The organism is Curvibacter soli (assembly GCF_029211125.1).
Classification (GTDB): Bacteria; Pseudomonadota; Gammaproteobacteria; order Burkholderiales; family Burkholderiaceae_C; genus Curvibacter_A; species Curvibacter_A soli.
In genome coordinates this window covers 1-12626 of the sequence record NZ_JARGEN010000012.1, presented here as the reverse complement: position 1 = coordinate 12626, position 12626 = coordinate 1, and the positions used below count along the sequence as shown (strand labels likewise).

General features: G+C 69.8%; 16 protein-coding genes and 1 pseudogene. All 17 read left to right on the top strand.

Going from position 1 to position 12626, the window contains the following annotated elements; genetic code table 11:
• The first annotated feature begins 78 nt into the window (after positions 1 to 78).
• Positions 79 to 345, top strand: coding sequence for a hypothetical protein (locus PY257_RS01895; RefSeq protein WP_275738203.1), 267 nt, complete (start codon positions 79 to 81; stop codon positions 343 to 345).
• Between the two features lie 15 nt (positions 346 to 360).
• Positions 361 to 1191: an urease accessory protein UreD gene (locus tag PY257_RS01890; RefSeq protein WP_275738201.1), complete on the top strand. Its 831-nt coding sequence runs from the start codon at positions 361 to 363 to the stop codon at positions 1189 to 1191.
• A gap of 83 nt (positions 1192 to 1274) precedes the next feature.
• Positions 1275 to 1577: an urease subunit gamma gene (locus tag PY257_RS01885; RefSeq protein ID WP_275738199.1), complete on the top strand. Its 303-nt coding sequence runs from the start codon at positions 1275 to 1277 to the stop codon at positions 1575 to 1577.
• 64 nt (positions 1578 to 1641) lie between these two features.
• Positions 1642 to 2247 carry a HupE/UreJ family protein gene (locus tag PY257_RS01880; RefSeq protein ID WP_275738197.1) on the top strand — a complete coding sequence of 202 codons (606 nt, stop codon included), beginning with the start codon at positions 1642 to 1644 and terminating at the stop codon, positions 2245 to 2247.
• Between the two features lie 16 nt (positions 2248 to 2263).
• Positions 2264 to 2569, top strand: a complete 306-nt coding sequence (locus tag PY257_RS01875; protein ID WP_275738195.1) for an urease subunit beta — start codon at positions 2264 to 2266, stop codon at positions 2567 to 2569.
• A gap of 91 nt (positions 2570 to 2660) precedes the next feature.
• Positions 2661 to 4379 carry an urease subunit alpha gene (gene ureC, locus PY257_RS01870; protein ID WP_275738193.1) on the top strand — a complete coding sequence of 573 codons (1719 nt, stop codon included), beginning with the start codon at positions 2661 to 2663 and terminating at the stop codon, positions 4377 to 4379.
• A gap of 2 nt (positions 4380 to 4381) precedes the next feature.
• Positions 4382 to 4960: an urease accessory protein UreE gene (gene ureE / locus PY257_RS01865; protein ID WP_275738191.1), complete on the top strand. Its 579-nt coding sequence runs from the start codon at positions 4382 to 4384 to the stop codon at positions 4958 to 4960.
• Complete coding sequence (locus tag PY257_RS01860) at positions 4905 to 5657, top strand: urease accessory protein UreF (RefSeq protein WP_275738189.1); 753 nt, start codon at positions 4905 to 4907, stop codon at positions 5655 to 5657. The genes ureE and PY257_RS01860 overlap by 56 nt, the downstream gene beginning before the upstream one ends.
• A 12-nt stretch (positions 5658 to 5669) precedes the next feature.
• Entirely contained in the window at positions 5670 to 6320 is a 651-nt protein-coding gene (ureG, locus tag PY257_RS01855; protein WP_275738187.1) for an urease accessory protein UreG, read from the top strand.
• A gap of 261 nt (positions 6321 to 6581) precedes the next feature.
• Positions 6582 to 7703, top strand: a complete 1122-nt coding sequence (gene ribBA / locus PY257_RS01850; protein ID WP_275738185.1) for a bifunctional 3,4-dihydroxy-2-butanone-4-phosphate synthase/GTP cyclohydrolase II — start codon at positions 6582 to 6584, stop codon at positions 7701 to 7703.
• 3 nt (positions 7704 to 7706) lie between these two features.
• The gene (ribH, locus tag PY257_RS01845) at positions 7707 to 8171 is read left to right on the top strand and encodes a 6,7-dimethyl-8-ribityllumazine synthase (protein WP_275738182.1); all 465 of its coding nucleotides are present in this window, start codon (positions 7707 to 7709) and stop codon (positions 8169 to 8171) included.
• Positions 8172 to 8212: 41 nt separating this feature from the next.
• A pseudogene (gene nusB / locus PY257_RS01840) lies at positions 8213 to 8698 on the top strand (transcription antitermination factor NusB); the annotation flags it as partial.
• On the top strand, positions 8695 to 9879 hold the full coding sequence (locus PY257_RS01835; protein WP_275738178.1) for a pyridoxal phosphate-dependent aminotransferase: 1185 nt from the start codon (positions 8695 to 8697) through the stop codon (positions 9877 to 9879). The pseudogene nusB and the gene PY257_RS01835, both read left to right, overlap by 4 nt.
• A gap of 15 nt (positions 9880 to 9894) precedes the next feature.
• Entirely contained in the window at positions 9895 to 10320 is a 426-nt protein-coding gene (locus PY257_RS01830) for a YbgC/FadM family acyl-CoA thioesterase (protein WP_275738176.1), read from the top strand.
• Positions 10317 to 11000, top strand: coding sequence for a protein TolQ (gene tolQ / locus PY257_RS01825; RefSeq protein WP_275738174.1), 684 nt, complete (start codon positions 10317 to 10319; stop codon positions 10998 to 11000). Before PY257_RS01830 ends, tolQ begins: the two co-directional genes overlap by 4 nt.
• A gap of 160 nt (positions 11001 to 11160) precedes the next feature.
• On the top strand, positions 11161 to 11589 hold the full coding sequence (locus PY257_RS01820) for an ExbD/TolR family protein (protein ID WP_275738172.1): 429 nt from the start codon (positions 11161 to 11163) through the stop codon (positions 11587 to 11589).
• A gap of 31 nt (positions 11590 to 11620) precedes the next feature.
• The gene (locus PY257_RS01815; RefSeq protein WP_275738170.1) at positions 11621 to 12562 is read left to right on the top strand and encodes a TonB family protein; all 942 of its coding nucleotides are present in this window, start codon (positions 11621 to 11623) and stop codon (positions 12560 to 12562) included.
• The last annotated feature ends 64 nt before the right edge of the window (positions 12563 to 12626 follow it).

Below are 12626 nucleotides of genomic sequence, written 5' to 3'. Positions count from 1 at the left end.
GCGCGCCCGCCGGGGCCGCTACAGTGCGGACAGGGTCGCCCGTGCGCGCCCGCCCCGCTCAATCCGCAGGAAAACCGCATGAAACCTCTTTTCGCGCCCGCCCTGCGCGGCTGCATCGCCGCAGCGTGCATGGCCGCCTGGCTCGCCGCCCCCGCGCCGGCGCAGGCCGCCGGCAAGACCGGCAAGACCGCCGCACCCTCCTCCGCCCAGCACAAGAGCGGCAAGAAGAAAAAGGACGGCCCGCGCAGCCATGCCGACGAAACCCGCGAACAGCGCGAGCGCCGCCTGCAGCGCGAATGCCAGGGCCGGCCCAATGCCGGCGCCTGCATGGGCTACGCATCCTGAAACAGCGCCGCACCCATGCCCTGGCACGCCCGACTCGCGCTCGACTACCGCCACGACGCCCCGCGCACCACCGCCCGCTTCCGCCACGAAGGGCCGCTGCGCATCCTGCAAAGCCTGTACCCCGAAGGCGACGGCATCTGCCACAACGTGCTGGTGCACCCGCCCGGCGGACTGGTGGGCGGCGACCGGCTCGACATCCGCATCGGCGCCGCCCCCGGCGCGCACGGCCTGGTCACCACGCCCGGCGCCACGCGCTTCTACCGCACGCAGGGAGAGCACGCCGTGCAGGACACGCGCATCGACCTGCAGGCCGGCGCGCGCCTGGAATGGCTGCCGCTGGAGGCGCTGTGCTTCGACGGCTGCGAGGCCGAGAACCACCTTCGCTTCACCCTGGCGCCCGGCGCCGAGCTGATCGGCTGGGACGTGGCCGCGCTGGGCCTGCCGCACGCGGGCAAGCCGTTTCTGCGCGGCAGCCTGCGCCAGCATCTGGAGATGCCCGGCGTGTGGCTGGAGCGCGGCCGCATCGCCGCCTGCGACCGCCTGCTGCTCGACAGCCCGCTGGGCCTGGCCGGGCGGCGCTGCACGGCCACGCTGTTCCTGGCCGCGGGCACGCCGCTGCCGCGCGTGGCGCGCGAACGGGCGCTGGAGGCCGCGCGCGCCGTGATCGACGCCCACGCGCTGCGCGAGACCGCCGGCGCCACCAGCCCCGACGCGCGCATCGTGGTCGTGCGCGCGCTCGGCGCCGTGGTCGAGCCCGCGATGCAGTTGCTCAAGGAAGTGCGCGCGGCCTGGCGCGCGGCCCACTGGGGCCTGCCAGCCACCGCGCCGCGCATCTGGGCCATGTGAGGGCCATACGTCGAATGGCCCATCGCCACTGGCGCGCTTCCTGCTTTACCATGTCCCGAGATACGAACCGCCGAGGCCCTTGCATGGAACTCACGCCACGCGAAAAAGACAAGCTCCTGATCTTCACCGCCGCGCTGCTGGCCGAACGCCGCAAGGCGCGCGGCCTCAAACTCAACTACCCCGAATCCATCGCCCTCATCAGCGCCGCGGTGATGGAAGGCGCGCGCGATGGCAAGACCGTGGCCCAGCTCATGAGCGAGGGCCGCGACATCCTCACCCGCGCCGACGTGATGGAGGGCGTGCCCGAGATGATTCCCGACATCCAGGTCGAAGCCACCTTCCCCGACGGCACCAAACTCGTCACCGTGCACCAACCCATCGCCTGAGCACCGCCTCTCCGGCTTCAGGCATTTTTGGCCCCTACCGCTTATTTCACCTGCGCATACAGCTATGAAAAAAGAAGCAAACCTCTGCACCGCGGTCGCCCTGCTGCTGGCCGCCCTGCCACTGGCCGCGAGCGCCCACACCGGGGCGAACGCCGGCGCGCACCACGGCTTCCTGGCCGGCTTCCTGCATCCGCTGACGGGCATGGACCACATGGCCGCGATGGTCGCCGCGGGCCTGTGGAGCGCGCTGTCCGCGCGCCGCGCCTGGCCCGACCTGCTGGCCGCGCCGCTGGGCTTTGCGGCCATGCTGCTGGCGGGCGCGCTGCTGGGCCTGGGCGGCATGCAACTGCCGGGGGTGGAGCCGATGATCGCCGCCTCGCTGCTGGTGCTGGGCCTGCTGGTGACCGCGCGCTGGCACCTGCCGGCGCCGGCTGCGGCGGCGCTGGTGGGCGCCTTCGCGATGTTCCACGGCATGGCGCATGGCCATGAACTGGCGGGCGAAGCCGACCCGGGCCTGACGCTGGCGGGCATGCTCACGGCCACCGTGCTGCTGCACGGGGCCGGCATCGCCGCCGGCTGGGCGCTGCGCCATGCCAACGCGTGGCTGCCGCGCATCGCGGGTGGCGCGGTCGCCATGCTGGGCGCGGCCCTGCTGGCCGGCGCGGTCTGAAAAAGGGACGACGGCCATGATCCCTGGCGAACTCTTCATCGACGAGGGTGAGCACGCCCTCAATCCCGGCCGCCGCACCATTACGCTGGTGGTGCGCAACGAGAGCGAGCGGCCCATCCAGGTCGGCTCGCACTTCCACTTCGCCGAAACCAACGCCGCGCTGGGCTTCGACCGCGAAGCCGCGCGCGGCATGCGGCTGAACATCGCCTCCGGCGCGGCGGTGCGCTTCGAGCCGGGCCAGGAGCGCACGGTGGAGCTGGTCGACTACGCGGGCGACCGCATCGTGTACGGCTTTCGCGGCCTGACCATGGGCAGGCTCTGAAACTTCAAGCCAAATCGGCCCTCAGCGCCCGTCCCGAAAGCGATAGCAGCTATTGAAACAGTAGCAAACAACAGACTGGAGAACCCCTTCCATGGCTACCATTTCCCGCCGCGCCTATGCCGAGATCTTCGGCCCCACCGTGGGCGACCGCGTGCGGCTGGCCGACACCGACCTGGTGATCGAGGTGGAGAAGGACTACACGCTGGCCGCCGGCGGCCATGGCGAAGAGGTGAAGTTCGGCGGCGGCAAGACCATCCGCGACGGCATGGCGCAGAGCCAGCGCACCAATGCGCAGGGCGCGATGGACCTGGTCATCACCAACGCGCTGATCCTCGACCACTGGGGCATCGTGAAGGCCGACATCGGCATCCGGGGCGGGCGCATCGCCAGGATCGGCAAGGCCGGCAACCCCGACACGCAGCCGGGCGTGGACATCGTGATCGGCCCCGGCACCGAGATACTGAGCGCCGAGGGCAGCATCGTCACCGCCGGCGCCATCGACAGCCACATCCACTTCATCTGCCCGCAGCAGATCGAGGAAGCCCTCTCCAGCGGGGTGACCACCATGATCGGCGGCGGCACCGGCCCGGCCACCGGCACCTTCGCCACCACCTGCACGCCCGGCCCCGCGAACATCGAGCGCATGCTGCAGGCGGCGGACGCCTTTCCGATGAACCTGGGCTTCCTCGGCAAGGGCAACGCCAGCCAGCCCGACGCTTTACGCGAGCAGGTGGATGCCGGGGTGATCGGCCTCAAGCTGCACGAGGACTGGGGCACCACGCCCGCGGCCATCGACAACTGCCTCTGCGTCGCCGACGAAGCCGACGTGCAGGTCGCCATCCACAGCGACACGCTCAACGAGGCCGGCTTCGTGGAGAACACCATCGCCGCAACCAAGGGCCGCGGCCTGTGCGCCTTCCACACCGAAGGCGCGGGCGGCGGCCACGCGCCCGACATCCTGCGCGTGGTGGGCGAGGCCAACTTCCTGCCCTCCTCCACCAACCCCACCATGCCCTACACGGTGAATACGCTCGACGAGCACGTGGACATGCTCATGGTGTGCCACCACCTCGACCCGGCCATCGCCGAGGACCTGGCCTTCGCCGAGAGCCGCATCCGCAAGGAAACCATCGCGGCCGAAGACATCCTGCACGACCTGGGCGCCATCAGCATGTTCAGCAGCGACAGCCAGGCCATGGGCCGCGTGGGCGAGATCACCCTGCGCTGCTGGCAGACGGCGCACAAGATGAAGGTGCAGCGCGGCGCCCTGGCCGAGGACAGCGCGCGCAACGACAACTTCCGCGCCAGGCGCTACATCGCCAAGCTCACCATCAACCCCGCCATCGCCCACGGCATCAGCCACGAGGTGGGCAGCATCGAGCCCGGCAAGTGGGCCGACCTGGTGCTGTGGAAGCCCGCGTTCTTCGGCGTCAAGCCCTCGGCCATCCTCAAGGGCGGCTTCATCGCCATGGCGGCAATGGGCGACCCCAACGCCTCCATCCCCACGCCCCAGCCGGTGCACTACCGGCCCATGTTCGGCGCCTACGGCGGCGCGCTGGCGCGCACCTCGCTCACCTTCGTTTCGCAGGCCGGGCTGGGGCTGGGCATCAAGGAAAAATACGGCCTGGACAAAACGCTCTCGGCGGTGAAGAACATCCGTGGCGTGCGCAAGCAGCACATGGTCCACAACGGCGCCACGCCCACGATGGAAATCGACGCCCAGACCTATGCGGTACGCGCCGACGGCCACCTGCTGACCTGCGAACCCGCGTCGGTGCTGCCGATGGCGCAGCGCTACTTCCTGTTTTGACCATGCTGCAAGCCTCCAAACTCATGCCCCAGGGCCAGGGCCTTGCACCCGTGCTGCTCAGGCGCGCCGCCACGGTCGAGCTGGACTGGGACCTGCGCCAGAAAAGCCGCTTCGACGCCACCGACAGCCAGGGCCGCCAGCTCGGCGTGTTCCTGCCGCGCGGCACGGCGGTGCGCGGCGGCGACGTGCTGGTGGCCGAGGACGGCTCGCTGGTGCGCGTGGTCGCCGCGCCCCAGCCCGTGCTGCGCATCACCCATTGCAGCCAGCACGGCACGCCGTTCGACCTGATGCGCGCCGCCTACCACCTGGGCAACCGCCACGTGCCCATCGAGCTGCGGCCCGACTACCTGCAAATCGAACCCGACCACGTGCTGGCAGACATGCTGCGCGCGATGCATTTGATCGTGCACGAAACCACCGCGCCATTCGAGCCCGAAGGCGGCGCCTACGCCGCGCACGGCGCCAGCCATGGACACGACGGCGGCGGACATTCGCATGAACATGGGCACTCACACGGCCATGCACATGACGCCCCTCCGCACGAAGGCCACCCCCACGGCCATGACCATCCCCACGCCTGAAGCGCCCTGCGCCACACCGGACGCACCGGTCTTCACGCCTGGCCTGCTGCAACTCATCTGGCTGGCCTCCCCGGCGTTGCCAGTGGGCGGATTTTCATACTCAGAAGTGCTTGAAGCGGCCGTGGAATGGGCGGGAGTAGCTACAGAAACAGTAGCATCCGACTGGATTGCCGACCAATTGCAGCTCACCCAGGCACGCGGCGACCTGGCCGTGCTGGCCCAGGCCATCGCCGCCGCCCGCGCAGGCGATGGCGCACGCCTGCAGGCGCTGGACGCCTGGGTGCGGCAAACGCGCGAAAGCGCCGAACTGCGCTTGCAGACCGAGCAGATGGGCCGCTCGCTGGCCGATTGGCTGCGCGGCCTGCACCCGGACCGCGCCGCATTGCTGGCAGGCTGGCAACCCAGCTACCCCGTGGCCTTCGCCGTGTCCACCGCGCACACCCATGCCAGCGTGGCCGACATCTGTGCCGCTTTCGCGTTCGGCTGGGCCGAGAACATGGTGGCCTCCGCCATCAAGTCCGTGCCGCTGGGCCAGAGCGCGGGCCAGCGCATCCTCGCGCGGCTGGCCGCGGCCATTCCCGCCGCCGTGGCCCAGGCGATGGCCCTGGGCGACGAGGACCGCCAGGCTCTGAGCCCGATGCTGGCGATTCTTTCCGCGCGGCACGAAACCCAATACTCCCGCCTCTTCCGAAGCTGAAAGCCGCCCTCCATGACCTCCGCCCTCCACCACATCCCGACCCGCACCAAGAAGCTGCCGCCGCTGCGCGTGGGCATCGGCGGCCCCGTGGGCTCGGGCAAGACCACGCTGCTGGAAATGCTCTGCAAGGCCATGCGCGCGCAGTACGACCTCGTCGCCATCACCAACGACATCTACACCAAGGAGGACCAGCGCCTGCTCACCGTGAGCGGCGCGCTGCCGCCCGAGCGCATCATGGGCGTGGAGACGGGCGGCTGCCCGCACACCGCGATCCGCGAGGACTGCTCGATCAACCTCGAAGCCATCGACCGCATGCTCGCCGAGTTCCCCGACGCCGACGTGGTGTTCGTCGAGAGCGGCGGCGACAACCTGGCCGCCACCTTCAGCCCCGAACTGAGCGACCTGACGATCTACGTGATCGACGTGGCCGCGGGCGAGAAGATTCCGCGCAAGGGTGGCCCCGGCATCACCAAGAGCGACCTGTTCGTCATCAACAAGACCGACCTCGCGCCGCACGTGGGGGCGAACCTGGCCGTGATGGAGTCAGACACGCAGAGGATGCGTGGAAGCAAGCCCTTCGTGATGACCAACCTCAAAACCCAGGCGGGACTGGCCGAGGTGGTGGCCTTCATCGAGCGGCGCGGCATGCTGCGCGCTGGCTGAGGCGGGCTTGCCAGCGAGCCCCGGCCAGGCAAAATACGGGCACCCATATTTCATCCCACGGGCGCGCAAAAATCGCGCGCCATAGGCTCATGCCCCTGAAATTCCGATAGGCCGCGGGGATCGCACGCGCACAGCGGCCCAGCCGGCATCTACACCCAACTGAGGGCATGGGCGCAGGCGCGGCGGTAAAATCTTGGGTTCGGGCAAGCCCGCCCGGCATCGTCCGAGCCGGCCCCTGCCCCATCCCGGACCCCTTCCCTCATGACAAGCCCCCTTGCCCCCGCGCCGATTTCGCCGGTGGAAGAGATCGTGGCCGAGCTGCGTGCCGGCCATATGGTCATCCTCGTGGACGAGGAAGACCGCGAGAACGAAGGCGACATCGTGCTCGCCGCCGACCACGTGACACCCGAGGCCATCAACTTCATGGCCCGCCACGCCCGCGGCCTGATCTGCCTGACCCTCTCGCGCGAAATGTGCGAGCGCCTGCACCTGCCTCCCATGGTGGCGCGCAACGGCGCCAAGCACGCCACCGCGTTCACCGTGTCGATCGAGGCCGCCGAGGGCGTGACCACCGGCATCTCCGCCGCCGACCGCGCCCGCACGGTGCAGGCCGCGGTGGCGCCGGGCGCCAAGCCCAGCGACCTGGTGCAGCCCGGCCACATCTTCCCGCTGCAGGCGGTGGACGGCGGCGTGCTGATGCGCGCCGGCCACACCGAAGCCGGCTGCGACCTGGCCGCCCTGGCCGGCTGCACGCCCGCCGCCGTGATCTGCGAGGTGATGAACGAAGACGGCACCATGGCCCGCCTGCCCGACTTGCAGGTGTTCGCCGCGCAGCACGGCATCAAGGTCGGCACCATCGCCGACCTGATCGGCTACCGCAGCCGCCATGAATCGCTGGTGGACAAGGTGGGCACGCGCTGCCTGCAGACCGCCTTCGGCAGCTTCACCGCGCACGCCTTCCGCGACCGGCCCAGCCACGCGGTGCACCTGGCCCTGGTGCGCGGCGAATGGGCGCCGGGCGATGCGATACCCGTGCGCGTGCACGAGCCGCTGTCGGTGCTCGACCTTCTCGAAATCGACAGCGCCATGCACTCCTGGAGCCTGGACGCCAGCCTGCGCCACATCGCCGCCGAGAACCGCGGCGTGGCGGTGCTGCTCCACTGCGGCGAAAGCGCCGCCGAGTTGCTGGCGCAGTTCGATGGCACGGCGCGTGCCGCCCATGCGCCCGAGCGCGGGCACATGGACCTGCGCACCTACGGCGTGGGTGCGCAGATCCTGCGCGAATGCGGCGTGCGGCGCATGCAGCTCCTGGGCCTGCCGCGGCGCCTGCCCAGCATGGCCGGCTACGGGCTCGAAATCACCGGCTACATCACGAAAGACTGACCCATGTTTGGCGCAGACAAAGGCAAGGCCGACCGCATGGACGGCCACAAGCTCTCCATCGGCATCGTCCAGGCACGCTTCAACGAAGGCATCACCAACGCGCTGGCCCATGCCTGCCGCGCCGAGCTGCTGGACCTGGGCGTGCAGGAAAAAGACATCGATCTGGTGCGCGTACCCGGCGCGCTGGAGATTCCCGTGGCCCTGCAGGCCCTGGCCGAGCGCAACCGCTACGACGCGCTGATCGCGCTGGGCTGCATCATCCGCGGCGAGACCTACCACTTCGAGCTGGTGGCCAACGAATCGGGCGCGGGCGTCTCGCGCGTGGCGCTGGACTACCAGATCCCCATCGCCAACGCCATCCTGACGACGCAAGACGAGGCCCAGGCGCTCGCGCGCCAGGACGACAAGGGCCGCGACGCCGCCCGCGTGGCGGTGGAGATGGCCAACCTGCTGGACGAGCTGTCATGACCCAGGCCGCGCAGAAGACCGATGCCGCCCCGCGCACGCCACGCAAGAGCGCACGCTCGGGCCGCAGCCGGGCGCGCGAGTTCGCGCTGCAGGCGCTCTACCAGCACATCGTGGGCCGCAACGAGCCCGCGGCCATCGACAGCTTCACGCGCGACCTTTCGGGCTTCCACAAGTGCGACGCGGCGCACTACGACGCGCTGCTGCACGGCTGCATCGCCGAGGCCGGCGAGCTCGACGCGCTGATCGTGCCGCTGCTCGACCGCAAGCTCGCCGAGATCTCGCCCATTGAGCGCGGGGTGATGTGGATCGGCGCCTACGAGTTCTGGCACTGCTCCGACGTGCCATGGCGCGTGGTGCTCAACGAGTGCATCGAACTGGCCAAGGAATTCGGCGGCACCGACGGCCACAAGTACGTCAACGCCGTGCTCAACGGCCTGGCGCCGCAGTTGCGCCCCGCCGAAGTGGCGGCGGACAAGACGCGCGGCAAGGCCGCGCCGGCACCCGCACCGTCGGCGCCCAGCGCATGAAGATATCCGCCCGCGCAGAGCGCATAGAACCCTTCTACGTGATGGAAGTCGCCAAGGCCGCGCAGGCCCTGGCGCGCGAGGTGGCGCACGGTAGCCGCCCCATGATTTTCCTCAACATCGGCGAGCCCGACTTCACCGCCCCGCCGCTGGTGCTGGAAGCTGCCACGCGCGCCATGCGCGACGGCGCCACGCAGTACACGCAGGCCATGGGCCTGGACGCCCTGCGCGAACGCATCAGCGGCTGGTATGCCGACCGTTTCGGCGTGCGGGTGCCGGCACGCCGCATCGTGGTGACCGCGGGCGCCTCCGCCGCGCTGCAGCTCGCCTGCCTGGCGCTGCTCGACGTCGGCGACGAGGTGCTGATGCCCGACCCGAGCTACCCCTGCAACCGCCATTTCGTGAGCGCCGCCGATGGCCGCGCGGTGCTCATCCCCACGACGGCGGCAGAGCGCTACCAGTTGAGTGCCGCCAAGGTGGAGGCCGCCTGGGGCCCGCGCACGCGCGGCGTGCTGCTGGCCTCGCCCTCCAACCCCACGGGCACTTCCATCGACCCGCAGGAGATGCGCCGCATCCACGCCGCCGTGCAGGCGCGCGGCGGCGTCGCCATCGTCGACGAGATCTACCTCGGCCTGTCCTATGACGACGCCTATGGGCAAACCGCGCTGGCCATCGACGACAGCGTCATCAGCATCAACAGCTTCAGCAAGTACTTCAACATGACCGGCTGGCGGCTGGGCTGGATGGTGGTACCCGACGCACTCGTGCCCGTGGTGGAGCGGCTGGCGCAGAACCTCTTCATCTGCGCCAGCACGGTGTCGCAGCACGCCGCGCTGGCCTGCTTCGAGGCCGAAAGCATCGCCGAGTACGAGCGCCGCCGCGCCGCGTTCAAGGCCCGGCGCGACTACTTCATCCCGCAACTCGACGCGCTGGGCCTGGCCGTGCCGGTGCGCCCCGACGGCGCGTTCTACGCCTGGGCCGACTGCGCGCGGGCCAGCGAAAAGCTCGGCGTGCAGGACAGTTGGGACTTCGCCTACGCGCTGATGCGCGAAGCGCACCTGGCCATCACGCCGGGGCGCGACTTCGGCACGGCGGAGACGACGCGCTTCGTGCGCTTCTCCACCGCCAGCTCCATGGAGCACCTGCAGGAAGCCGTGGCGCGGTTGCGGCAACTGCTGGGCTGAGGGGGCGCACAGGCCATGGCCTTCACGTTCCCCGTGCGCGTGTACTGGGAAGACACCGATGCCGGCGGCATCGTCTTCTACGCCAACTACCTCAAGTTCTTCGAGCGCGCCCGCACCGAATGGCTGCGCCATCTGGGCATCGGCCAGCAGGCGCTGCGCGCGGCCACGGGCGGCATGTTCATCGTCAGCGAAACCCATATGCGCCACCTGCGCCCGGCGCGGCTCGACGACGAGCTCCTGGTTACAGCCTCCTTGCATGAAACAGGCCGCGCATCGCTCACAATCGCCCAGCAGGCGCTATTGAAACAAGAGCAGCCCGTGCAGGCGGAACCTGTGCTGCTGGCCGAAGGCAGCATCCGCATCGGCTGGGTCGACGCCGCCACGCTGCGGCCCGGGCGCATTCCATCCACCGTCATCGACGTACTCCGGCAACAACCATGAATTCCCAAGACCTGTCTATCGTGCAGTTGGTGCTCAACGCTAGCTGGGTGGTGCAGTCCGTGATGCTGCTGCTCATGGCCATCTCCGTCGCAAGCTGGTCCACCATCTTCCGCAAGCTCTTCGCGCTGCGGCGCATGAAGATCCAGAACGAGGAGTTCGAGCACGAGTTCTGGTCCGGCACCAGCCTGAACGACCTCTACGCCAGCGCCATGCAGAACGCCCAGCGCGTCGGCCCCATGGAGCGCATCTTCGCCAGCGGCATGCGCGAGTACCAGAAGCTGCGCGAGCGCCGCATCACCGACCCCGCCACGCTGCTCGACGGCGCGCGCCGCGCCATGCGCGCGAGCTACCAGCGCGAGATGGACGCGACCGAATCGGGCCTGTCCTTCATCGCCACGGTAGGCTCGGTGTCGCCCTATGTGGGGTTGTTCGGCACCGTGTGGGGCGTGATGCACGCGTTCACGGGCCTGTCGGCGCTGCAGCAGGTCACGCTGGCCACGGTGGCGCCGGGCATCGCCGAGGCGCTGGTGGCCACGGCCATCGGCCTGTTCGCCGCCATCCCCGCCGTGGTGGCCTACAACCGCTTCGCCCGCGACATCGACCGGCTGGCCACGCACGAGGAGACGTTCATGGAAGAGTTCACCAACATCCTGCAGCGCAACCTCGGCGCGCAAAAATGATCCACTTCCGTTGCTTGCTCACTTCGTGTAGCCGCCTCCCCCATCAAGGGGGCGCACCCATTGGCCCGGCAAAGCCGGTTCCACGGGTACCCTGGCCCGGGTCGCGCAGCACCAGCGCCGCGCCCCATGCCTTGGGACAACGCCTTCGCCGGAGAAACTGATGCCAGCCGTCTCATCCCGCGGCAGGGGCCGCCGCTCCATGAACGAAATCAACATGGTGCCCTTCATCGACGTGATGCTGGTGCTGCTCATCATCTTCATGGTGACGGCGCCGATGATCACGCCCAGCGTGGTCAACGTGCCCAGCACGGGCAAGGCCAACAAGCGGCCCGACCAGGTGATCGAGATCATCGTGGACAAGGACGAGAGCCTGCGCATCAAGACCGACGGCAGTACCGCCAGCACCTCGCTGCGCGAAGTGGCGAACGCGGTGCGCCGCGCCCTGGCCAGCGGCCCCATGGGGGCGGACAGCGCCGTGGTCATCACCGCCGACCGCGGCGTCCGGTACGAGTCGGTGGTCAAGGTCATGGACCGGCTGCAGCACGCGGGCGTGCAGCGCGTGGGCCTGTCGGTGCAACTCGCGAACTAACCGGCGCCTTCGGCAGTCACACCTTTCCGAGATGCAAGCCCCCGCCCTCCCCGAACGCACCGATCTGTCGCCGCCCAGGCCGCCCGCGCGCCTGCGCTCGGTCACGCTGGCGGTGCTGGCCCACGTGGCGCTGCTGGCGGCGCTGACCTGGGGCGTGCACTGGAAACGCTCGTCCGACGCGCCCGCCGTGGAGGCCGAGCTGTGGGCCGCCACGCCCCAGGAGGCCGCGCCGGCGGCCACCAGCCCCACGCCCGCGCCGCCCCCCCCCCCTGTGCCGGTACCGCCCCCTCCCCCACCGCCTGCGCCCGCGCCGGCCCCCCCGCCGCCGCCCGTGGCACAAGCCCCCGCGGCGCAGGACGCGGACATCGCCATCGAGCGCGAGAAGCAGCGGCTCGAAAAGGAAAGGCAGCGCCTCCAGAAGCAGCTCGAACAGGAGAAGCGCGAACGCCTGCAGGCCGAAAAGGACAAGCAGGAGCGGCTGGAAAAGCAGCGCGAGAAGGAGCAGGCACAGGCAGCCGAGAAGGCGCGCCAGCAGAAGCTGGCCGAGGACAAGCGCAAGCAGCAGGAAGCCAACACGCGCAAGGCGCAGGACGACGCGCGCCGCGTCGAAGCCCTGCGGCAGGACAACCTGCGCCGCATGCAGGCGCTGGCGGGTGCCACGGGCGGCCCCGCCGCCACGGGTACGGCGCAGCAGTCGTCGGGCCCGTCGGGCAGCTACGGCGGCAAGGTAGTGGCGAAGGTGAAGCCCAACATCACCTTCACCGACGACGTGGCGGGCAACCCGACCACCGAGGTCACGGTGCGCGCCGCGCCCGACGGCACCATCACCGGCACCAGCGTAACCAAGTCCAGCGGCGTGAAAGCCTGGGACGAAGCCGTGGTGCGTGCGCTGCAGAAGACCGAGACCCTGCCGCGCGACGTCGATGGCCGCGTGCCATCGTCGCTGGTCATCACGTTCCGGCCCAAGGACTAGTAGTCAGTCATGTTGAAACGCGAGGATAAATGCGAGTGAGCTTACGCCTGGCATCCTGGGTAGA

Bases quoted from the DNA above. Each gene is read 5' to 3' on its own strand.
- PY257_RS01830 (WP_275738176.1), top strand. From the start codon at position 9,895: ATGGCCTTCACGTTCCCCGTGCGCGTGTACTGGGAAGACACCGATGCC.
- ribBA (WP_275738185.1), top strand. From the start codon at position 6,582: ATGACAAGCCCCCTTGCCCCCGCGCCGATTTCGCCGGTGGAAGAGATC.
- PY257_RS01885 (WP_275738199.1), top strand. From the start codon at position 1,275: ATGGAACTCACGCCACGCGAAAAAGACAAGCTCCTGATCTTCACCGCC.
- ribH (WP_275738182.1), top strand. From the start codon at position 7,707: ATGTTTGGCGCAGACAAAGGCAAGGCCGACCGCATGGACGGCCACAAG.
- PY257_RS01815 (WP_275738170.1), top strand. From the start codon at position 11,621: ATGCAAGCCCCCGCCCTCCCCGAACGCACCGATCTGTCGCCGCCCAGG.
- PY257_RS01820 (WP_275738172.1), top strand. From the start codon at position 11,161: ATGCCAGCCGTCTCATCCCGCGGCAGGGGCCGCCGCTCCATGAACGAA.
- PY257_RS01895 (WP_275738203.1), top strand. From the start codon at position 79: ATGAAACCTCTTTTCGCGCCCGCCCTGCGCGGCTGCATCGCCGCAGCG.
- ureG (WP_275738187.1), top strand. From the start codon at position 5,670: ATGACCTCCGCCCTCCACCACATCCCGACCCGCACCAAGAAGCTGCCG.
- PY257_RS01860 (WP_275738189.1), top strand. From the start codon at position 4,905: ATGACGCCCCTCCGCACGAAGGCCACCCCCACGGCCATGACCATCCCC.
- tolQ (WP_275738174.1), top strand. From the start codon at position 10,317: ATGAATTCCCAAGACCTGTCTATCGTGCAGTTGGTGCTCAACGCTAGC.
- ureC (WP_275738193.1), top strand. From the start codon at position 2,661: ATGGCTACCATTTCCCGCCGCGCCTATGCCGAGATCTTCGGCCCCACC.
- PY257_RS01880 (WP_275738197.1), top strand. From the start codon at position 1,642: ATGAAAAAAGAAGCAAACCTCTGCACCGCGGTCGCCCTGCTGCTGGCC.
- PY257_RS01890 (WP_275738201.1), top strand. From the start codon at position 361: ATGCCCTGGCACGCCCGACTCGCGCTCGACTACCGCCACGACGCCCCG.
- ureE (WP_275738191.1), top strand. From the start codon at position 4,382: ATGCTGCAAGCCTCCAAACTCATGCCCCAGGGCCAGGGCCTTGCACCC.
- PY257_RS01835 (WP_275738178.1), top strand. From the start codon at position 8,695: ATGAAGATATCCGCCCGCGCAGAGCGCATAGAACCCTTCTACGTGATG.
- PY257_RS01875 (WP_275738195.1), top strand. From the start codon at position 2,264: ATGATCCCTGGCGAACTCTTCATCGACGAGGGTGAGCACGCCCTCAAT.